At 40.7% G+C, this 23456-nt stretch carries 15 protein-coding genes and 1 tRNA gene; 10 read left to right on the forward strand and 6 right to left on the reverse strand.

From position 1 onward, the window contains the following. Positions 1 to 143: 143 nt before the first annotated feature. From KCG35_RS19865 to KCG35_RS19885, 5 genes are all read right to left on the reverse strand, one after another. Positions 144 to 1031: a hypothetical protein gene (locus tag KCG35_RS19865; RefSeq protein ID WP_215821616.1), complete on the reverse strand. Its 888-nt coding sequence runs from the start codon at positions 1029 to 1031 to the stop codon at positions 144 to 146. Positions 1032 to 1137: 106 nt separating this feature from the next. Further along, positions 1138 to 2184 carry an RNA ligase (ATP) gene (locus KCG35_RS19870; protein WP_215821617.1) on the reverse strand — a complete coding sequence of 349 codons (1047 nt, stop codon included), beginning with the start codon at positions 2182 to 2184 and terminating at the stop codon, positions 1138 to 1140. 111 nt (positions 2185 to 2295) lie between these two features. Next, positions 2296 to 2853 carry an HNH endonuclease gene (locus KCG35_RS19875; protein WP_230409282.1) on the reverse strand — a complete coding sequence of 186 codons (558 nt, stop codon included), beginning with the start codon at positions 2851 to 2853 and terminating at the stop codon, positions 2296 to 2298. Between the two features lie 40 nt (positions 2854 to 2893). Further along, positions 2894 to 3193, reverse strand: a complete 300-nt coding sequence (locus KCG35_RS19880) for a response regulator (protein WP_215821619.1) — start codon at positions 3191 to 3193, stop codon at positions 2894 to 2896. Between the two features lie 1337 nt (positions 3194 to 4530). Next, positions 4531 to 4607: transfer RNA gene (locus tag KCG35_RS19885), tRNA-Ile, on the reverse strand. Positions 4608 to 5301: 694 nt separating this feature from the next. Between KCG35_RS19885 and tagH the strand changes: the two genes are divergently transcribed. From tagH to KCG35_RS19930, 9 genes are all read left to right on the forward strand, one after another. Further along, positions 5302 to 7938 (forward strand): type VI secretion system-associated FHA domain protein TagH, encoded by a 2637-nt coding sequence (gene tagH, locus KCG35_RS19890; protein WP_215821620.1) that lies wholly within the window; start codon positions 5302 to 5304, stop codon positions 7936 to 7938. Positions 7939 to 7955: 17 nt separating this feature from the next. Beyond that, positions 7956 to 8420 (forward strand): type VI secretion system lipoprotein TssJ, encoded by a 465-nt coding sequence (gene tssJ / locus KCG35_RS19895; protein ID WP_215821621.1) that lies wholly within the window; start codon positions 7956 to 7958, stop codon positions 8418 to 8420. 30 nt (positions 8421 to 8450) lie between these two features. Beyond that, entirely contained in the window at positions 8451 to 9785 is a 1335-nt protein-coding gene (tssK, locus tag KCG35_RS19900) for a type VI secretion system baseplate subunit TssK (protein ID WP_215821622.1), read from the forward strand. A gap of 114 nt (positions 9786 to 9899) precedes the next feature. After that, on the forward strand, positions 9900 to 10907 hold the full coding sequence (gene icmH, locus KCG35_RS19905) for a type IVB secretion system protein IcmH/DotU (RefSeq protein ID WP_215821623.1): 1008 nt from the start codon (positions 9900 to 9902) through the stop codon (positions 10905 to 10907). A gap of 60 nt (positions 10908 to 10967) precedes the next feature. Next, positions 10968 to 14522 carry a type VI secretion system membrane subunit TssM gene (gene tssM, locus KCG35_RS19910; RefSeq protein ID WP_215821624.1) on the forward strand — a complete coding sequence of 1185 codons (3555 nt, stop codon included), beginning with the start codon at positions 10968 to 10970 and terminating at the stop codon, positions 14520 to 14522. A 9-nt stretch (positions 14523 to 14531) separates the two neighbouring features. Continuing rightward, complete coding sequence (gene tagF / locus KCG35_RS19915; protein WP_215821625.1) at positions 14532 to 15290, forward strand: type VI secretion system-associated protein TagF; 759 nt, start codon at positions 14532 to 14534, stop codon at positions 15288 to 15290. Positions 15291 to 15309: 19 nt separating this feature from the next. Continuing rightward, positions 15310 to 16056: a PP2C family protein-serine/threonine phosphatase gene (locus tag KCG35_RS19920; RefSeq protein ID WP_215821626.1), complete on the forward strand. Its 747-nt coding sequence runs from the start codon at positions 15310 to 15312 to the stop codon at positions 16054 to 16056. 26 nt (positions 16057 to 16082) lie between these two features. After that, the gene (locus KCG35_RS19925; RefSeq protein WP_215821627.1) at positions 16083 to 19727 is read left to right on the forward strand and encodes a bifunctional serine/threonine-protein kinase/formylglycine-generating enzyme family protein; all 3645 of its coding nucleotides are present in this window, start codon (positions 16083 to 16085) and stop codon (positions 19725 to 19727) included. A gap of 450 nt (positions 19728 to 20177) precedes the next feature. Next, complete coding sequence (locus KCG35_RS19930) at positions 20178 to 20696, forward strand: Hcp family type VI secretion system effector (RefSeq protein ID WP_215821628.1); 519 nt, start codon at positions 20178 to 20180, stop codon at positions 20694 to 20696. A gap of 215 nt (positions 20697 to 20911) precedes the next feature. Here the strand turns inward: KCG35_RS19930 and KCG35_RS19935 are convergent, their stop codons facing one another. Next, positions 20912 to 21676, reverse strand: a complete 765-nt coding sequence (locus KCG35_RS19935) for a hypothetical protein (RefSeq protein ID WP_215821629.1) — start codon at positions 21674 to 21676, stop codon at positions 20912 to 20914. A 439-nt stretch (positions 21677 to 22115) separates the two neighbouring features. Here KCG35_RS19935 and KCG35_RS19940 point away from each other — a divergent pair. Then, positions 22116 to 23456 (forward strand): type VI secretion system Vgr family protein (locus tag KCG35_RS19940; RefSeq protein WP_215821630.1); only part of this gene is annotated, 1341 nt, incomplete at its 3' end.

Here is a 23456-nt window from a genome sequence, read left to right on the forward strand (position 1 = left end):
AATACTTTCTTATAAAGTTTCTTTGCCTAAAGTCTGAATAACGGTCTTTGAACAGGCTATGAATTTTTTTTCGAAGGATTAGTTGCAGCCTTTGTTTGGCATTGACACAATGTGTATACAACATGTTTTTTATTTATAATAATTTAACGAATCGCCCGTAAGGCGGTTAGTAAATCCGGCAACAGCTGTATATAAGTACCAATGTGAGCAATGATACTGGTGGCATCAGGTTTAGTTTGTAAGATGCTGTTTTCTACCCGGGTAATGACTTCGTGGAGAAACTTTTTTGCGCGGAATTTATTTACGCCATATTCAGTTAATGGTGCTATAAATGGTGTTGCTGCGAGTAAAACGACTGCTCCACTGATAGCGCCGCCCACAGATATCCAGGTAGGTACGCCAGCCCATTTAGCCCATAATGCGCCCCAATACGACTGTTGACTGATATATAAGCTAGTCGCTGCTGCAGAGCCTAGGCCTAAAGCACTACCAAATACCAGTTTGTCACTAAAAGAACGACCAATAAGCCCTAAGGTAAAAAAGATCACCATATCCCGGCTGCCTTCATGGGTTAGGGTTAATCGGCTGAGCGCTTGTTGAAGGTGTTGTTGAGCTTGTTCTGGTGTATAAGAGTCAATGATCTGTTTTAGTTCTTGCCAATCTTCGGGATTAACGTCTGGGTGCTTGGTGATATGCGCGATGATTAATTGTTCCAGAGAGGGTAAATCAAGCAGGTCATTAATCAGTATCTGACTGATTGCTATCTCTTTCTGGCTTAGGGTTAATGGCTTTTCTGTGTGACGACCGGTTAACCGTTTGGCCAGGCGCCATGTGGCTCTGGGAATCGTAGCCAGGTCGCGAGGGATATCTTTACGGTGTTGCCAATGACGGTGAAGCACACGGCTAAAGGAGGCAAAGTGATTACTATACACTACGTCAACTCGTTGCTGTGCTTCAGCAAAATGCTTTTTTACTAAAGCTTGTAGTTCTGCTTCCCATTGTTCGATCGAGCTAAGAATTGGCGTTGACATCCTGCTTTACGGTTCAGTTAAATTAATTAAGGATGTTTATATTGTCGCCGATTTTGCTAACAAACGGTAGAATAATATAGATATAGGGCGAAAGTTCACCCTATATCTATTTATTACTATATTTAAGAAGGTAATAGTTTGAGATAACTTTAAATGAAAGTTGTCCATTTACCTTCTTAAACACTAAACCTTCACGCCGCGTATTGGGATTTAATGAAGGTCCATCAGCCATACTTAGTAATGTTGCTAAATCACTACCCATATTTCTGAGATTATCGATTGCAACATGAGGAACTTGCTCAAGTTGTGCCCCGTACGCTCGTAGCTCATCCATTATTAGGTGGCGCTCATAATGACCAAGATAGCATTGTGCATCGATATCGTAGACATCAAACACGTAAAATGCTTGGCCTTTAAGTTTTTCAGGGTTTCCTTGAATCCCTTCGCCAATAAGTTCTCCTTGCAGTGCAATGTTTTTACCTAGAAGGCTCAGTGAATCAATTAATCTCGAAGCGCGTGCCACTTTCCATAGAGAATTCTCAGGTGTTTCTTTTAGCCACCAGTTGCGACCGCAAACACCGATCTCACTATCATTGTGGAATACAGTCATACTTGATCCATCAAGTTTTACTGTGACCTCAAATAGACTATTCAACTCATTTACAAACACGTCAGGTAAATTTTGTATCCGCTCTTGATCCGTTTTGCGAATAAAGCCCGGAAATCCACCATGCACTTCTCCCATAAGACATGCAGGAACGGGTGCCTCCCATTTTTCAATATTCAGTAGGTCACTAAAATCGTGATCACGAATATCGGCCAACTCAGCCCCATCAATTTGTGCCATAATTTCTGGAAATGCAGCTAATGGTAAAATTAATCCTTGGGACAGTTGCCCACGTAATTTCAGGCTTCTTAAGCGGATACCTTCCTTTTCTTGCCAAGTAATTTTATTTTTTGCAAGAAATGAAAAACGTTCGTCTTCTATAGGCAAAAAAGAATCAATTTCAAAGAACACACATGGATCGTTGACAGAGAATTCATTTTTTTTAATAACTACCGTCCAACCTTCAACGGTTGCGCATTCAATGGCATCTGCATTAGGTATGGGGGAAATTGCATCTACTTTTCTTATTGTGACTAGTTTACGCATATTACTTCCTTATTGGGGGCGCTTTATCTCATCTAATTACCCCAATACTTTCCTTTTATAGAGTATTTGCCTTCAACTATATGGTTTCTATGGTCAAGACAAAGCCGCCAATTAAGCGGCTTTCCAATCTCTATTTCCTGAAAATTGCCTCTCTAAATATTCCATTTGATCAGCAAGTACAGTACGTTGTGCAAGGAACATCGACTCGAAAATATTCGGTCGAAAGGGCACTGCTAACAGTTCCATACTAGCTTCTTCAGGTGTTCTATCGGCTTTGAATTGATTGCATCGGCGACATGCCGCCACAACGTTTTCCCAGATATCTTTACCACCTTTTGATCGCGGAATAATATGATCTCGCGTTAAATCCACATGCGTATATTGAATACCACAATACATACACTGGTAGTTATCCCGACGAAACAGCATCTGGTTGTTAAACCCAGTGGCTCGACGCCGGTGGTGTATATCACCTTTTGTTGCAATAATTGGGCTGATTTCTAAAAAAGATTGTTCACCACTTATTCGGTTAATACCACCTAGCATGATGACGTTTTTTTTGCCTAGTTCCCATCTGACCAAATCTTTGACATAGAGCACTGCTGCATCTTCGCAAGAAAGCCAAGATGTTGGTGCACCTGAAAGATCCAGTCGTAGTACTCTACTCATGTTAACTACTCTTAATTTATACCCTTCACAGTGGGTATAGTTATAAATGCCCTTTAATAAAAGTTGTACCATCTGCTGTACGATAACCACCTCTTGTTAGTTCTAACGCTAGCAAGACACGTTTATCACGATTGTTTTCAGTAACTACCACAAACTGTGGGAGTAAGTTTTTTTCTCTGGCCCATGTCAAAATAGTTTTGCCGTTGTGTCGGCCGTTTAAGTAAAAATCTATGGCCAGAATAGAAACTCTATTTTCCTTTAATATTTTTTTCGCAGAATGACTATCACTGCAATAAATATCAGCGTTGTAGCTTCCGCGTTTACTCACAGCTACTCGCACCGTATTTTCCTCCTTTGAAAACGCTGGGGCTATCAGCTCCGCTATAATTTGGCTTGAAAAATTAGAGCTTTACCTGCTGAGCAAATTTTTCATAAATTGGTTGGAGGTATGGGAATCGAACCCATCTATGCCGGATTAAAAGTCCGGTGCCTCTGCCAATTGGGCTAGCTGGGCTTAAATTGGTGAGGGTAGATGGAGTCGAACCATCAAAGCTTTCGCCACGTGTTTACAGCACGCTAGAGTCGCCATGTCTCTTCTGTGTACCCTCGAAATTTATCCGCTATGGATGTTTATTTATATTAATTCATGAGTACGATCGATAAATAAATACACTAAATATTAATCTGTTGTACTCTACACGAATTATTTTAAACCCTTCGTTATGGTTATATTTGTTCGTGTTTGCGAATCTTTTTAAACGATACTTAGCCAAATAATTTTTTTCAAGTAAGAAAATTTAACGTTGTTAGCTATATATTCGTTTGAGTTATATGGCTGATTTTATAGATATTTTTCTTGAGAATGAGTGTTGTCCTATCGCTTAAAAATGCAATATCAAAGACAGGGGATCTCGGAGAAAAGATGACAATGATTCATGATTTCTCTACCAATTAAAATAAGTTAATCATCTATAAAAAATCGTTCTAAACGTCACTAAAATATTTTTTCCTTTCTCTCTTATTTCTTTAAATGAGTGAGCCAATAGGGGAGGTTTAACTCTCCTGTTTTGCCAATTTGGTGAAGGCTCAAGCCATTAAACTAATCAAACAAACAACTCAAAATCATTTTCTACGGGCGAAAAAAAACCCGAAAAGCTAAATTAGCCTTCCGGGTTTTCGTATGCTGTAAGTAAACGATGTCTGGAAGGCTTATTGCCTACCAGATGTCACATTCTTAGCAGGCAATACAGGGACGCACGAGTTTCTCCAGGGAAATATCTATCATCCCCGGCGTCCAACTATATAAATTACCTTGCTGTGAATATAAGTGAATCATCGTTTTCTCAAAATCTGGTTTGCCGGCATTATAGAGCGGTGAATAGGAAATGCAACACATTATCGCTTGATTTAATGCAGATTATGTTGTGGAAACAGGGGGGGCTTATCACTTAATGAGAAGAAAACACTTGATTAGTTGCTTGTTGGATTCAGCGTTGGGTTAAGTGACTTGTTGATGAGTATGTTGAGTATTTTTGTAAAACATCAGAAATCAGGGAGAACAATAAGAGATAAAGAGTTGGTTGCTGAAAGGGCATGCCGCACGGAGAATTGGTTCAGCGGTCAAAGTGACCTATGGATTTGCTTAATCAATCTAGCTTGGTGATGAAAGGCTGAATATGGTGGGCCCTGCTGGACTTGAACCAGCGACCAACCGATTATGAGTCGGTTGCTCTGACCAACTGAGCTAAGGGCCCTTGACAGGGTCAGGCATTATACGCGATCACTTTTGAGAATGCTACTGGTTTTTTTATGCGTACTGAAGTTTGATTTTTGGTTGAAAAGTGATCAGTTTCGTCGTCATAAATGTTCTTACTTGCGAATATTCTTGCGCCTTTTCTAATACACATAAGGAATTTGTGAGAGGGGACGAATAGAAGATTTCAAATCTGCAATAACATATTAAGCCTTCTAAGTTTTGCTAAATTTTTTCAGGATACTGAGTGTGTGAGTGTTTTACTTTTTTTTAAGTTAAGCAAGTGTTGTGTAAATAATTATTATAGTGAGAAATAAGTCATGTAATTTATTGTTTTAAAGCATGTTTTGGGTCGCTATAAATTAATTTCTTTTATGTTTAAATATACCAACTCTTTATGAACAGCTAGATAATAGTTACTCATAATATGAGCGGTGGATATTAGCGCCATAAATTATCTATAGGTGTAGTGCTCGTTCAATTATTTTTGTGATGCAATTAACTATACTTAACAGCGTTGGTTTTTAAACATATGTTTTTAAAGATGGGTAATGATTTGGAAGGATATGTTAGATATTTTCTGAATGATTGTTATAACGCTTAACACGTTTAATCCTTTTTGATCATTAAGTCTTGTCACTGTGCTATTTGTGGATGAAGTATGTTGCGAGAAGTAAAAACACAGGATCAATAACATGGAACTGTTGCTGAAGGTTATAAGTCCCCAGCGTCATGAAATGGGACAAAATGCAATGAGGGTTTTTCAGCCTTCAGGGGGAACTATTGGGCGTGCAAATCAAAATGATTGGGTACTGCCTGATAAGCACCGCCATTTATCGAGTAAACATGCAACGATCACTTACGAACAGGGCGCTTACTTTATTACGGATACCAGTACGAATGGTGTTTATATTAATAATGCACCAGAGCCGTTAGGAAGAGGCCATACTGTGCGCTTGCAGCACGGTGATCTTGTTCAAGTTGCAGACTATGTTATAGAAACAGAGCTGCTTCAGGACGCAAGTGTGGTACCTACTTCGGGCTTATCAGCTGAAACACGAGGTGATGATTTAAATGGTTTGATCACACCACAAAAAAGCAGCGTTGAGTTAGATCCTCTGGCCTCATTTTCTGAGCAAAGTAGCTCTTCTCTTTATTCTTTTAGTACTGATGCCAGTGCTGATCTTGGTCAAAAACCCTTTGATCCTTTAGATGGATTTATTGGTGCTGGTGGTGCACAGTCTGATCACGATTCCATTTTAGACTCAAGCTTCATTCCCCCTAGTCCCGCAGGCATTGATCCAATGTCTTCTAATGCGGGTATGCCGGTTAGCCCCCAACCTCCAGTATCACCTGGAGAACCATCTAACCAGCCTTCTGGTCAGCAGGCGAATCAAGATCTTTTAGCGGGTTTTGGTGTTGATGGATTGGGTCACTCGCCATTGCAGTCATCACAACCCCCTTCACCTTCTATTGGTGAAATGGGGAGTACATCTCTTACTAATGACCCTTATGCACAAAATGTTCAGGCTACTCAAGCTGCCCAGAGTACAGAATCTCCCAATAATGCTACGCCAACGCCCAATAGTGCAGGCCAATCGCTTATTCCTGATGACTTTTTGCAGGGTGATAATAGCCAGGCAAACTTAGGCTACCCTGGTGCTGTCGAACCACCAGGATTTGTTGAAGAACCACAACAGCAGGGTCCAAATTTTTTACATGACGATATTACACCGCCAGGTTTTGATTCTGAGCGTGTTGATCTTGCAACAGGGCAAGCCCAAAGTAGTCAGGTAAATAGCCAGGGGCCATTGATTCCTGATGACTTTATGTCAGAGCAGGGGGCTGGTAATTTTCCTAATGAAGCTCCGGCGATGAATAGTGATGCGGGCTTAATACCTGATGACTTCTTTGCTGACTTTGGACCCGCTATTGATCCGCAGCAAGAGGCTAAGAGTGATGATGATATTTCTGAAATAGCATGGGGGAATCATCGCGCAAATGATGAACCCTCAACTGATCATGATCAGCCATTTTTTACTGAAGACTTCTCTGGTCAAAATGAAACGACTGTTGAGTCGAGTCAGCCCTTTAATCAGAACAAAGCCGAACCTTCAGTTCAATTGTCAGATGCTTCATCTCAACATAATGAGCAACCATCATTAGCGGAACCACCACTAGAGCAATCGGCATTAGAGCAACACGCTTCATTTGATACTTTGGCGGAGCAACAGGCTTCTAAAGAAGAGCCTTTAATCGCTGATAATCCAGAGCATGTGGTTTCTGGTGATGATATTCTCGCTGCATTTGAAGCGCCTGCTGCTGAAGTGCCAGCGAGTAAGCCTGCTAAAGAAAAGGATGCTTCTAATCATCAGGATGCTTTCAATGTTGTTCCTGCAGGACAGCAAGCATTTCCAAAACCGCGACCACCACGTCCCAGGCGAGGGCAATCTGTTTCGGGTGGGGCTACACCTTTTCAGCCGGCAGCTGTACCGCCTGAGACTGATAGAAGTTCTCAGGCAAGTAGGCGTTCTCAGCTAGAGAGTTCAGGTCAGGGGCGGCCACAACATGAATTACAAAAGCCAGTTAGGGTCAAGGTTGAGCAGCAGTATGAAGCGAAATCAAGTGCCTCTGCGGCAATGCCCGTGTCTCAGCAGGGACAACCCACAGCTCAAGCAACATTAAAAAATCAGCAAACAAAACATCAAGCTGAACCCCCTCAGCAACCTACTACACCGGTTAAACCTGATAAAGCGTTTAATCAATTGTTGCTGCAACTGGGTATTAATCCAGAAGAGGTTACGGCTGAGCAATACAATCAGCTACCAGCTACACTTGGCAAAGTGATCCATAAAACGATAGAGGGGTTAATTCGGCTAATGATGACCCGTGCGAACCTTAAAAATGAGTTTCGTATGTCGATGACAATGATCCGAACGCAAGAAAATAATCCCCTTAAGTTTTGTGTCAGTGCTGATCAGGCGATTACGCAAATGTTAGTGAATCCTTTGCAAGGTTATCTGGACACAGAAAGTGCAGTAGAAGAAGCATTTCTGGATTTTGATAAGCACCAGCTGGCAGTGATGGCGGCTACACGATCAGCCTTGAATCATATGCTGAGCCGTTTGGACCCAGAGCGCTTAGAGCAGCGTTTTGAAGATTCAAAAAGCAAGGGCATGTCATTTGGCAATAAGCGAGCACGTTATTGGGAAGCGTATAAAGAGTTTTACCAAGATATTCTTGAAGAGGAAAACGTATTTCAAGCGTTATTTGGTAATGAGTTTGCCAGTGCTTATGAAGAGCAGATCAATAAATTAAACCAGGATAAATAAGCTGGAGGTTTCAAACAGTGAATAAGTGGCTAGCAAGATGGCAATACAATCTACTTTTTGGCTTGCTTTGTTGCGTTGCTCTCATAACAACGGGCTGCTTTAAAAGTGAAACTAAACTGGATTTGGAAGTTGTGGTCGCACCAGATGCTAACCCAGATCATAGCGGTCGGCCTTCTCCAGTCGTCGTCAAGTTATATGAGTTAAATTCACCTGTCGTTTTTGAAAATGCTGATTTTTTTGCATTGTATTCAGATCCTGTAAAAGTATTGGGGGCAAGCCTGCTTGGACAAGAAGAGCATGAGTTTGTGCCAGGTTCAACATCTGAGCTTAATTTGTTACTTAATCCTTCTACACAATTTGTCGCATTTTTAGCTGCATATCGTGATATTGAAAACGCAAATTGGCGACTGGTTGTGAAAGTGGAGCCACTATCAAGTAATGAGTTTAGCTTACACATAAATCGTTTAAGTCTTTCAAAATAGTAGTCATTTGCAGTAAGGACAACAAAACTAATGGCAATGCAGGATAAGGTCGTATGGGCCGAAGGTATGTTTCTTCGGCCTCAACATTTTCAGCAACATGATCGGTATTATGATTTCCAGCTTAAAGAGCGAGTGCGCTTGGGGGTTGCTTATAGTTGGGGTGTTAAAAACCTGAGTATAGATCAGCAACATTTAGCGCTAGGCAAAATCGTTGTGAATAGTTGTGATGGTATATTACCTGACGGCACACTCTTTTCTGTTCGAAATACGGTTAATGGACAACTCACGTTAGATATTAAGGAAGAAACAAAAGAAAAAATCGTTTATTTGGCATGCCCGCTGTCAGCTGTCGATGATATTGAAGCTGATAAAAAATATGATGAAAATATCATTGCACGATATATCAATAAAGAAGAGACCGTGCATGACAGTAATGCAGGTGACGCTACGATATCTGAAATTAATGTCGGTTTATTACGGCTGTCATTACGCGCTGAAGAAGATGCTAAAGGTAACTATGTGGCTTTGCCCATTTGTAAAATTATTGAAAGCCGTGCCGATAAAAGCATTGTGTTGGATGAAGATTATATTCCCCCATGTTTAGATGTAAAAGCTGTACCTAAACTTGTGGGTTATTTGAGTGAAGTGGTGGGTTTATTAAATCACCGTGGTGAAGCATTGGCGGGTCGGATGCAAGGTTCAACGCGTCAGGGACTTTCAGATGTTGCTGATTTTCTCATGCTACAAACGATTAATCGTAATGAGCCTCTATTTAAGCATTTATCTAGACTGGAATTACTTCACCCGCAATTTTTATATGGTTACATGGCACAACTTGCGGGTGAGTTAGCCACATTTACGAACCGACAAAAACGCCCGAACGAATTACCAGGTTATCAACATGATGATCTTGAAGCTTCATTTATTGCATTAATGGGTGAGTTACGTCAGTCACTCAGTACTGTGCTAGAACAAAATGTCGTTAAACTTGAGTTGCAAGAACGTAAATACGGTGTGCGTGTGGCAACCGTTAATGATCGAAACTTGTATCAAAATGCGGTGTTTGTGCTTGCAGTAAAGGCAAATGTGGCTAATGAACTGTTACGCTCGCGTTTTCCATCACAAGTTAAAATTGGAACAGTTGAAAATATTCAACAACTTGTTAATTTGCAGCTACCAGGTATTTCACTTACTGCGCTCAATGTTGCGCCTCGTCAAATACCTTACCATGCTGGTTTTAGTTATTTTCAACTTGATTCCAATTCGGAGATATGGCCACAGTTAAGTAAATCTGGTGGCTTTGCTATCCATGTGGCTGGTGAATTTCCAGACATTGAAATGGAGTTTTGGGCTATTAAGCAGTAATGAAACATTAATATACCCTTTGTGAAGGATTTTTAGCAGGCTAGCTCAACCTATTAAGGCTAGTGATCTAAAAGGATTCGCAAAGGGTATGGCAATTAACCATGAGGCAACCGCATGGATGGTTACGACTCAGATAATGCGGATAAGACAGTCGTTAATTTTCAACACGGTGGAAGGCCTGTAAAGCCAACACCAGGAAGAAGATCGTCAGGTGCACAGGATGTATCATCATATTCGTCTTATCAGCAAGCACCGCAGTCATTTAGTCAGCAGTGGCAACAGGCGCAAGCTGGTGAATTAACAGGTGTAAATAACCTGGTTAATTCGGCTTCTACACTGATTAACATGGCAATTCGGCTGCGTAATTTGGCACACCATGAAAATATTCAAGAATTACGTAGTTATTTAGTGCAAGAAATTAAACAGTTTGAGCTTAAAAATAGACAGCGACAGGCGCCTGAAGAAACAATTAATGCTGCACGTTACGTGTTGTGTACCTTTCTTGATGAAATTATTGCGTTAACGCCTTGGGGGGGGCATGCCGAGTGGAGCAAACATAGTCTTCTCAGTATTTTTCATAACGAAACATGGGGCGGAGAGAAGTTTTTTGTTTTACTGGATAGGTTGAGAGCCGACGGCTATCGTCATCAGGATTTACTGGAATTAATGTTCATTATTATTAGCCTGGGGTTTGAAGGAAAATATCGTGTTATTGAACGAGGAAACGTTAAGTTAGAAGAACTACGCGATGATTTATATCGACAGCTGCGAATGGTTCGGGGCGATTATGAACGAGAATTATCAACACAATGGAAAGGCGTTCAAGATCGTCGTAATGCATTAATTCGTTATGTTCCCCTGTGGGTTGTTGGTGCACTCGGTGCTGTTGTATTGCTTGCGATGTACTCAGGGTTTGCTTACTTCCTTAATGAAGAGTCTGTTGCATTGAGAAAAGACTATACCTCTTTAATTGATCCAACTGCGGAAGAATTTGCTAAAGATTTGGATTTATCATCGACAAAACAAGAGGAAAAAAATAAGGAAGAGGAGCAGCAAACAGAAGAAACTGTTGAAGATACAGAAGAAGCAACAGCCGATTCTGATAATAAAGATGAAGGTTAGCCAGAGCCAACCGTTAAGGGTATATGGATCACCATCAACTGCAGTGTATGGAAGTAATGAATGAAAGGCTTCATCAACGTTATTAAACAAAAGTGGTTTATTTCTCTTGTTGGGGTTATCGCCCTTTCAATTTTAATTTGGTTTGTGGGGCCATTATTTGCAATAGCGGATAAAAAACCTTTAGCCAGTGAGGTTGTCCGGTTATTTAGCATTATGGCATTAATGCTATTGTGGGGGCTGAATAACTTACGGATGAGTATGAAGGCTAAAAAGCAAAATGCACAGTTGATTGAGGGACTTCAGCAAGATCAGTTAGCCCAACAAAATGCGGATGCTCAAGAATCAGAAGAAGAAATCGCATTATTGAATGACCGTTTTACTGATGCAATGGATTTATTACGTCAATCCAGTATGCAAGGTAAAAGCGGTAAACAGTTTTTGTATGAATTACCTTGGTACATCATCATTGGTCCTCCAGGTTGTGGAAAAACAACCGCGTTGATTAATTCTGGACTTGAGTTTCCACTGCAAGAAAAGTTTGGTCGGGAAGCTATTCATGGTGTCGGCGGAACGCGGCATTGTGATTGGTGGTTTACCAACGAGTCGGTATTAATTGATACCGCTGGACGCTATACCACGCAAGACAGTCATGCATCTATTGATGCTGCAGCGTGGACCGGGTTTTTAGGGCTGTTGAAAAAAAATCGTCCTCGCCGTCCTATTAATGGTGTTATTTTAGCGATTAGTTTGCAGGACATTGCGTTGCAAACTGAAGCGGAAATGAATGCCCATGTCAAAGCCATTCGCGCACGTTTACAAGAGCTCAATGAGCGGTTGGGAATGCGTATACCTGTTTACCTAATGTTTACCAAGTGTGATTTGGTTGAGGGGTTTAACGAATTTTTTGAAGACTTAGGGCGTGAAGAACGCGCTCAGGTATGGGGAAATAGTTTTGAGGACAGTGATCAACTCAATGTGGTTGAGTTATTTGATCAGGGAGCTGATACATTACTTAATCGCTTAAATGAACAATTATTAGGTAAAGTACATCAAGAGCGGGATGTTAATCGTCGTGGCAGAATTTTATCTTTTTCTCAACAATTACTGCTTATTAAGCCGCAAATTCATACATTTATTGAAAAAGTATTTGCCCCTTCACGCTTTCATCATCAGCCTTATTTGCGAGGTTTTTATTTTACCAGTGGTACCCAAAATATTACCTCAATTGATCGTATGGTCGATAGCTATGCCAACCAGATGGGGGTTGCGCCTCAACCAACACATCAAACCACGGGTAGAAGCTATTTTATTACCCGTTTGTTGCGTGATGTGATATTCGCAGAGTCTGGTTTAGTCAGTAATGATCGCAAGTATGAAACGGGACGCTTGTGGGTACAGCGAGGGTCTTATGCTGTTGCACTGATTACCGCGGGTTTAGGCGCTTTTGCCTGGTCAACCAGTTTTACTTGGAACCAATTAAGCATAGGTAGTATTGAAGACTACGTTAAGTCTTTTATTTCAGGAAAAGATGAGCTTCGCCCTGGTTATCGAGAAATAGATACGATACCAGTATTAGATCCACTGCGCGATGCAACCCAGGTTTATGACCAGGATAAAGTACCTTTTACGGGTGGACTAGGTCTATATCAAGGACGGAAAATTCAGCCAAATGCAACTCGTGCTTATTTTGACCAGGTCGAAGAAGTATTTTTACCAGCCCTTAAGCGGCGGCTTGAAGAACAAATTAAAGACAACATGAATGATGTTGATTTTCTTCATGCGGCATTAAAAGTCTATATTATGTTGGCTATGCCAAAGCGGCTTGATGAAGACTATGTTCGCGACTGGATGCAGTTTGACTGGGAGAGTCAACTGCGCGGTGAAGCTAAGCTGCAAAATAAATTAAATACCTATCTTGATGATTTACTTAATTCTGGCTTTAAACCCATTAAGCTGGATGAAAGTCTGGTCAAACAAGCCAGAATTGTATTACGCCAAGTACCGTTGCCACAGCAGGCTTATGCTCGAATAAAGCAAGAATTTATCCGTCCGGATACCATGCGTAGTTTTATATCTGAATTAGGCCAGGAAATTGGTTATGTATTTTTAAATGCGGATTACAAAATTCCAAAGCTTTACACCAAAAATGGTTTTTACACCCAATTCAAGCCTGAGAGTTATAAATATGTGGCCGAAATTGCCAGAGATAATTGGGTGCTAGCGACTTCAAGCAATGACTTCTCTGAAGCGGATATCAAAATGTTTCATGATGAAGTTCAAGACTTATATTTCCAAGATTACATTAAGCACTGGAATACATCGCTTAATGAATTGAAAGTACGTCCTTTTGGTGATATTCGCCAGGCTACCGATCAGCTCGGTAAAATTACAGCAGGCTTTTCACCGTTTAGAGAAGTGTTAAAAGATGTTGAAAAAAATACCATGATGTCCGTTCTGACGATGGAAAATCTTGGTAAAGCTAATGAAGTTCGTAAAGCCGCAGGTGTAAGAAGTGGCCGGCTGGGTCGGCTGAGCCGTCGAGCTGAGCGATTAAACCGAGCCGCTGATAAGGCAGGGTTAAAGGATAAAGGCAAGCCAAAATCATTAGGGCCAGGTGCCAATAAAGTTGAAAGACAGTTCCGCGATGTGAATCAGGTTATTGCTGCAGTGGGCAGTGGGCAAACTCAAATGGATCAGATTATTGATGCCTTAAATGGTTTGCGTAGTTATCTGTCGTCTATTGTTAATAGCGGTGATCCTGGTGAGTCTGCTTATAATGCGGCCAAGCAAAAAATTACTGGAGGTCGTGGTGATTACTTTACCACGTTAAAAGCATTATCAGGTACTACACCGCAACCTGTTAGACGATGGATATTAGATGTCACTAACGGCAGTTGGGGTCTGATGATGGGGCAGGCCAGTGAATACCTTAATCAGATTTATCGGGCAAATGTGTTTAGTTTTTATAAGCAAGCTTTAGCTGGGCGTTATCCACTGGCCAATGCGCGAGCGGAAGTGAAGTTACGCGATTTTGCTGAGTACTTTAAACCTGGCGGAATCGAAGCTCGCTTTTTTGATGAATATATTAAGCCGTTTGCTAATACTAATAGAGGTTCATGGCGACTCAGAACGGTTGATGGACAGTCATTAGGTATCAGTTCACGTGCACTTCGAATGTTTGAGACGGGCGCTAAAATCCGTAGAGTATTTTTCCAGGATGGTGCTGCCTCACCACAGCTTAACTTTTCGATGAAGCCTGTGTATCTAGATGCCAATGTGGCAAGGGTAGAAGTTGATATTGATGGTCAAAAACTAGTTTATCGACATGGACCCAGAGTGCCGCAGAAGGTGAGTTGGCCACAGGAAGCGGGTGAGTCGAGTATTTTATTCGAAGACCTTAATGGGGTTCGTGTTGCATTTCGTGAGCAGGGTATTTGGTCATTCTTTAGAATTATGGACAATTTCCGTGTGGTTAATAGTGGGCGCGCTGAACGGTTTAAAGTAGAGTTTAAGCTTGATAACCGACGGGCTGCTTATGAGCTTTCAGCCAACAGTGTCATCAATCCATTTAACCGTTCTTTGTTACGTGGTTATAACGCTGTTGGGAGATTATAGGAAAACATCATGCTGCTGACAGGGTTTTACGGTAAATTTCCAACCCATGGTGATTTTATCTCCAGGCGTCTTCCTAGAGAGTTTTTAGACCATTGGGATGAGTGGCTACAAGGGGCTATTCGTCATAGCCAAAATGAATTGGGTAATAGTTGGCTGAACAGCTATTTATCATGTCCAGTATGGCGATTTTTATTATCGGATGGGGTGTGTGGCGAAGGGATTTGGCATGGTTTGTTGATTCCGAGTGTTGACCGAGTGGGACGTTATTTTCCATTAACGTTTGTCAGTCATTTACAACATGTTAAAAGCCCCATGAGAATACTGGCTGAGTGTGGTTATTGGCTGGATCGGTTGGAAGATATTGCTTATACCGTGTTAGATGATAGCTTTGATTTTGAGTTGATGGAGAAAAGTATTAAACAACTGGGTAATCCTCGACTATCAACATCAGCTCAGCAGCATGCCCCTGCCCATAGTCGGCAGGTATCACGCCCTCATTTAATGGCTGCGTTAGAAGCAGAGCGTGTTCGTCCATTACAAGCCATGCCTGCATTAGCAGAGCACCTGTTAAACCGAATGTTTAATAGTTATAGCTTATGGTGGACCCATGGCTCAGAACACATTACCCCTGCTTTATTATGTTGTGAAGGGTTACCCTCTTTGGCTGGGTTTACCAGCTTTATGACTGGGCAATGGGAGCAAGGGGGTTGGATTAATTTAGGCAGTGTCATAACCCATAGTGATTCGGTAGGACTTCTGGAAGACTGAGGCGTTTGTTTGATAAATCATGAGTAACCAAATATCCCACTATTTAACGGCAGCACAAACGCACAAAGGTAATGTCAGGAGAATTAATGAAGATGCCTATTTAATCGGAATTAACAGTGAATCTGGCTATGAAAATCACATTTGGGCTATAGCGGATGGCATGGGTGGACATTTTGCGGGTGACTTAGCCAGTCGGATGATCATTGATGAGTTAGCACGTCTGCCCATGAGCGATGCTATAGATGATGCGATTGAAACTGTTCAACAAACATTGTTAGAAGTGAATCGACGTCTGATTGAAGATGTCACCATTAAACCAGGAAGCTCTGTTATTGGCAGTACAGTGGTGACTGCAGTGTTAAATGGCTATGAGTGTGCCTGTATCTGGGCAGGCGATAGTCGCCTTTATGTCTTTCGCGATGATGCACTTTATCAAATCAGTCATGATCATTCTGTTGTTCAAGAACTTGTTGATCAAGGGGTGATTACCGCAGAGGAAGCGCTGGTTCATCCCCAAGCTAATGTTATTACCCGAGCAATTGGCTCTGATATCGAATTAGCCTTGGATGTTCGCGTGTTTGATGTAATGCCTGGGGACCGGTTATTACTCTGTAGCGACGGTCTTTATGGTGAGGTACCTGTTGATGTTATAAAAAGTGGACTACGTCAGCGTAATATTGAGCAATGTGTGCAAAAATTGATCGAATCAACTTTGGCAGGACGAGCCAAAGATAATGTCACAGTTAATGTGATCGATATCCAATAATCAATTTTCACACGTGAAGTACTGGCATGGGCGCTGATAAAACGAAGCACAGCAAAACCCGTATTGATCGCGGTTTAGAAGTTCGTGAGTGGTCTTCAACAGCAGGAACGGCTGACTCCCAACGTATTCAACAAAAACAACCTATTCAAGATGATATTCCTCCACATTTAGAAACTGAGGATGCGACGGTTATTAGTCAGCCGCGTGTTCAGATTAATAATGATTACAGTGCAGAAGACGCAACGGTAATTACTGGTAGAAAACCAGATAGTGGAAGTGGAAATCCATCAAGTGATAATTCACTTGATGATAAAACAGTGATAACCGGGCAGCAGAATAGATCTCATTTATCTACGCAACTCGCTCAACAACAATCTCAGGCTGCCGCGTTAAATACTCAACATGACGTTGACGCAAAAACACTTATTACAGCTCAGGAATTATCCACAGGTAATACTTCTGCATTTTCCGAAACAACGGGAAATCGACTTGAGCCTACACAATATGTAACCCACAGTCAGCTTGAGCAAACAGCCAATACCTCACAACACTCTGGCCAGCGTGTTAGCATTGGTTCTGTTTTAAAAGCTCGTTTTGAATTAATTGAAGTGTTAGGCAGTGGTGGTATGGGGGTGGTTTATAAAGCCATTGACCGCCGAAAAATCGAAGCCAGTGATAGAAACCCTTATGTTGCTGTAAAAGTACTTAATGAAGAATTTCGTCAGCATCCAGAATCATTAATTGCTTTGCAGCGTGAGGCCCGTAAAGCGCAGACATTGGCACACCCAAATATTGTAACTGTTTATGATTTTGATCGTGAAGATGATGTTGTTTTCATGACAATGGAATTGTTACAGGGGAAAGCATTAGACCAATTATTACGTGAAGACTATCCGGATGGATTGCCTCTTACAATGGCTCTTTCAATGATCCGGGGTATTGCGAATGGTTTAACTTATGCGCATAACAAGCATATTATCCATTCAGACTTTAAACCCAGTAATGTTTTTATATTAGAAGACGGTACGGCAAAAGTATTTGATTTTGGTATTGCGCGTGCAGCAAAAACCAAAACCCAGGAAGATGGGGATAAAACATTATTTGATGCAGGCGAATTAGGTGCATTAACACCTGCTTATGCTAGCCTGGAAATGTTATTAGGAAAAGAGCCTGATATTCGCGATGATATTTATGCTTTTGGCTGTGTAGTGAATGAATGTTTAACAGGAAAGCATCCTTTTAATAAACTTTCAGCATTAAAAGCTCAGGATAAAAAGCTACAACCCAAGCGAGCAAAAATTTTAAAAAATGCTCAATGGAAAGCTTTATCCAGGGCACTGGCATTTCGTAAAGAGGATCGGCCAGAAAGTGTACAACAGTTTATTGATACCTTTTTAGGAAGTAATAAACGTAAAGGGTTTACTGTTTTTGGGGTGATTTTTGCACTATTGGCTGGTTTGACACCTGTAATATACACATCTACATCTTCACTTTTAGATGAGAGAAGAGCAACCCAGGTTATTAAAGAAATAAAACAGTTGCCTGCTGACAAGGTTGAGCAGGCTTTTGTATTGATTGATGAACAGTCGGCTGAATTACAGGAACAGGTTCTAGATGCAACTAAAGACAGAATTCTTGAGCTGCTGAAAGAAAATGCGTTTGCACGTGTTGCGGATGGACAAGGTGAACCTGACTTTCAGGGTGCGCACCGAGTCTTGATCAAGGGACAGCAGTATTACCCTGACTCTGCAGCACTCAATGTTCATCTGGAAGCGCTGCAAGAAAAATTGAGGGAAAAATACAAGTGGTTAATACAACAACGGAGAATTTATCCTCGTGATGATCAATGGGATATGTTTGACTTGCTGGAAACTGCCCGTACCATAGCACCTCAACATGAAATTCTGCAAAATCAAGAGCTTGCTAAAACATATATTTATGATGCTGAGCGAGCTATTCAGAAAAAGGACTATGATTTAGCGGATAGAGTGTTATCCACAGCTGTTCTGCTTTTTCCTGATAATGAAAAAATTATACGTCTAGTGGATCAGATTGATGCACAGCGTCGTTTGAATAAACAATCCAGTGCCAGTGACTTGATTGACAACCTCGCCGCCAAAAGTACAACTAAGACACTCCAGTTAAAAATCAATAAACTGTTAGAAGCACCTTTTTCTCATGAATTGTGGAGCTATCAGTTATATACCCAGTATCAAGCTGTGAAGAAGAAGCTTGATGAGGATGATGATTGGCTATTGGACCAGCAGCAACGTATTGCTGAATTGTTTGTTGCTCGAGCCAGGGCATTGAGAGAAGCCAAGCGTTTTACAGCATCCCTTGACCATTTAAATCAGGCGGCAGAATATGCGCCAGATTATTTTGGTTTAGACGATGAAAAGAATATTTTAAATACCGCTCAAGCCTCATACCAAGCAGAGCAGCAGGCTAAACAGCGTATTGCTGAAGTGAATAACTTAAAGCAGATGTTTAGCCGCAGTGTAAAACTTCAGGATGAAAAACAATCATTAAAGACTTATTTGCAGCTAAGGAAGTTACTGGGCGTTAACAGTAGCTATATTCATAAAGTTGCGAATACTAAAATGATGCGCTTATATCTTGCACTGGCTGAGAAAGAGGCAAAAAATGAGTCCTATGAGGAATCGATTAAACGAGTAAAAAAAGGGTTAGCATATAAACCTAAAAGCGAAGAACTATTAGCTGCCATTGAACATTATCAACAATTACTCAAGAAATTAGAGCAGGATCAACGTTACCAGCAACAACAAGTTGTGGTTAAACTTTATCAGCAGGGGCAAAAGGTAAATAAAAATAAACTCAAAACTGCATTGGCTGAATTAAAAAGTATGGACAAGTCAATGTATCAGAAAGTTGAGAAAAGTATGTTGCAGTACTACCTACAAAAAATGCAACGTTTGAGCAAAAAACAACCTGATATAGCAAGACAATATGGACATCTGGCGATCGTTTTTTTTCCAGCAAATACACACGTTAAAAAGATATTAAAAAGTTTGGATCCCTGTGAGATTCGATTTGCTGGGCATGGGAGTAATAGTAGAGCAATCTGTGCTGACAAATTAACCAATCAGGCATCTGGACCCAAGCTCGTGGTTGTGCCTCCCTATGCTCAGGGCGCGACTTATTATGCTATGAGTAAGTATGAAATTAGCCAGGCCGATTTTGCCCAGTATTGTGATCAAACGAAAAAATGCCATCAGCAGTTTAGCCACTCTCGGTTGCCGATAACAAATATTTCTTTAAAAAGCGCGTTAAATTATACGTCCTGGTTAACGAAAGAAACTGGCTTTACGTATCGCATTCCCTCTGATCAGGAATGGTTACACGCTGCTTTAACAAATAAAAAGTCTAAACATAATGGATACAACTGTCGTGTTAAGTTGGGCAGTAAATTACTTAAAGGACAAAGTTTGTTACCCGTAACGAGTGGTCGAGCTAATCCTTGGGGACTGGTCAATGTATATGGTAATGCACAAGAATGGGTAATGATGAATGGCAAGCCTTATGCGCGTGGAGGGGCTTATACTGACTCTCTCGCTGACTGTAATGGCAATTTGGTTAAATCCCATACTGGTCAAGCCGATAAACTTACGACATTTCGTGTTGTGAGGAATATTATGGTTGCGCAAAATTAACTCTCTAAGCCATTGAGTCATTCATTTTGAGCAAATAATTGAAGCAGCGTAATGCTGCTTTTTTTATTGAGCAAAAAAATGTGGAAATATTTTGTGATATGTTTCCTAAAAAAATAGTTGTTAATAGAGAATTTTTACTTTTATAGCCATGATTAATAAAAATTGTAAAATTATTATTCTATAACTGAGCAAGAAATTACAAAAGTAAGAAAAATCTGAGCAATTAATTGCTCAGATTTCGTATATTTGTTTGTAGGTAAATTGTATTTTATCTATAACACTATGATATTAAAGATAAAAATCAAATTGGCACGATCGCTGCTATTAATAAATAAATTTTGCAGACACTTCCTAAGGTGTTTCTTGTGAATTTCTTCACATCTTTGAAGCAGTTAATGCTTAGAGATTGTTGAGGAAAATTTAAACAACTAATTTATTAAGGATCGAGCCATGCCAACACCGGCGTATATGACTATCGAAGGCGAAAAACAAGGACTTATTACTGCAGGTACATTTACTGAAGATTCTGTTGGTAATATCTTTCAGGAAGGTCACGAAGACCAAATTTTGGTTGAAGCTTTCCGCCATGATATTGTGTTGCCACGTGATCCTCAGAGTGGCCAGCCTACAGGTCAGCGTGTTCACCAACCTATGGTTATTACCAAGGTTTTTGATAAATGTTCGCCACTACTTTATAACTCACTGACTTCTGGTGAACGTTTAATCACTTGTAAAATCGATTGGTATCGTACTTCTGCATCAGGTACTCAAGAACATTACTTCACAATTGAGTTGGAAGATGCCATTGTTGTTGCCATTAATGCATCTATGCCTAACTGTCAGGATCCAAACTCAGCTTACTTTACACACCTAGAAGATGTTCATTTTACTTACCGTAAAATTACCTGGACACATGAGGTTTGTGGTACTTCAGGACATGACGACTGGCGTGTGCTGAAAACCTCATAAGAGGTAGAAATGAAAATGCCTGTATTATTTATACAGGCATTTTTTTATGCGTATACCCTTCATGAAAAGTATATTCATAGTGAAGGATATATACCCATAACGAAGGGTTTTTAGGGGCGGCTGCCAAGCGATGAAGCCCCGGAGCTTATATTAATAAGTGACTGGGGTGAAGAGAGCAGGCAACAAACCCTAAAAATGATTCGTGAAGGGTAAAGTTAAAAACAACGACTTGTTTCATTCACAGCGTTAGCATAACGCTTCGTTAAATATTGACGTTGCTGAGTTGTTGGTTCTACCAAGGTTCCCACTAAGCGAATTTGATCAGCTGAATCACTATCAAATAAACTACTTACATTTTGAGCTGTGCTGGCAACGTGATCATCAGCATGCCAAATACCAGCACGGGAATTGGACGTTAGAGAGATGCTGTCTAATACATTAAGATTAGATTTCAGATCATGGTAGATTAGAATTTTTCGAATGCCTGATTCGATTAAACTAAATCGGTTACCGCCACAATGTTTTGGAAACTTATAAGTGCAGAAGGTTTGTCTGGAAGCTGGTTGTTTCCTATCAAGGTAGCGAGAATGTGTCAGTTCCTGACGTACACAGTGAATACCCACCGTTTTTGCAATTTTTGAAATAATAATACTGTTGCCACTTTGGTAGTTTATATGAGGGCGTGAAGCAGTACTTGGTGTATAAGTTGTTTTGGATTGAGGGGCGTGCTGACCAGGTCGAATATAGTAGGTTTTATTATCAGTCGATTTTTTTGGGGTTGCAGGAGTCTCTGCTTTTGGCTTCACCTTAATTGCAACTGAGGATGACCCTGCTTTAATCGTTGTTTGTTGAACAGTTGTATTTTTAGGTTGGGAAGCACCCACAGGCCGATAGTTTTTGCTACCCCCACCACATGCAGCAATGAGCAAACAGTTAATGGATAAAAATGTTCCAAATAATATTTGAGATTTATATCTCATAAATAACCTCGGTTGATGAAACTTACGCTACCCATTTGCAGAGTGAGCCTATACCCATAGCGTTGCCTTTTAGGGTATACATGCTGTGTAAATATAAAATTTTAATACTTATTTGTAGTTTACTTTTCTATTATAGCCGGCAACCATTCTTTAATGGAAAAGCAATTTTGTGATCTAGTTGTTTTTGTAGTTATAGAACATGTTTAAAAAGGATCATTCACTTTTAAACAACTACTACACATAGAGGCTAAATAATCTGTGCCCTATCTAACGATGTTACAAAAAAACAGGAAGAAAATGCTTATTATAACAGTGTTCTCTGACTAAGGGTTTTATAATAGAAGTAGGTCCTATAAATCCAAGAGTAAGCTCATTTTTAAATATGTCCTATTGCGGGTAACAAATATCCATAAAAGGTGCATTATTGAAAAGGTAATCCATGGTTTCTATTGCAGCTAATGAAAATCTATTTGATTTCGTTGTAGCAGGTCAAACGAATAATGAAGCATTACGCGTCATGAAAGTTGATGGCCTGGAACAGTTATCAGGTATATACCAATTTGAAATAGAGCTGGCTGTTGAAAGTGACACATTGCTACCTTCTGACTATCTGCACAAGGCTGCAACATTAACACTTAAAGATCCAAGTTATCCTCGATTAGTCAATGGTGTAGTTATCGGCTTTGAACAAAAGGACACAGGTCGCCGATTTACACGATATTGCATAACATTAGCGCCTAAAGCGTGGACCTTAACAAAACGAACGAACACTAAAATTTTTCAGCAACAAACTGTCCCTGATATTATTAAGTCGGTATTGTTAGCGGCTAATTTAACAACGGATGACTTTACCTTTCAATTAACGAGGAATTACCAGCCTCGGACTTATCTGGTTCAATACGATGAAAACGACTTACACTTTATTTCTCGCCTGATGGAAGAAGAAGGTATTCACTTTCATTTTCAGCATACCTCAGATCGTCATCGCATGGTGATGGCCGATAGTCAGTCTGCGTTAACAAGTATTCCTGGTGGGGACTTAATTTTCCAAGGCGTGAGTGGCATGGTGAATGATTCTGACAGTATTCACCGGCTACGAAAACAGGCCAAGGTACAGTTTGGTAAAGTCTCGATGCGTGATTATAACTTCAAGAAACCCAGTTTGAATCTTGAAGTGAGCCAAAATGCAGATGGCGATGATTATTTTGAACAGTATCAGTATCCAGGTAATTATCAACTTCCCGAAGAAGGTGATGAATACGCAAAGTTGCGTATGGAAGCCAGACAAACGAATAAAGTAATGCTGTCAGGTGCTAGTAATAGCCGTCGTTTGATGCCTGGGCATCGGGTGAATATCACTGAGCATGCACAATTTGAAGGGGAATACCTGGTTACCCGTGTTAAACATGAAGGAACGAATCCACAGGCATTGGATGAAGGCGCACCCAGTCAGGGCGGACATTACATCAGTTATTTTGATTGTATTCCGGCGGATAAAAACTATCGCCCAGCGCAAAAACATAAAAAAGTCCTCATTGAGAGTACGCAATCTGCCGTAGTCACCGGTCCTGCGGGTGAAGAAATTTACACCGATAAACACGGTCGGATCAAAGTGCAGTTTCACTGGGATCGAGACGGCAAAAAAAATGAAAAAACCACCCGTTGGTTACGTGTCAATACGGGCATTGCGGGTGGGCAATGGGGGCAAGTTGCCATTCCGCGTATTGGTCAGGAAGTAGTGATTGAATATTTGGATGGTAATCCTGACAACCCGATGGTG

The sequence above is a fragment of the Zooshikella harenae genome (assembly GCF_018837975.1).
Lineage (GTDB): Bacteria > Pseudomonadota > Gammaproteobacteria > Pseudomonadales > Zooshikellaceae > Zooshikella > Zooshikella harenae.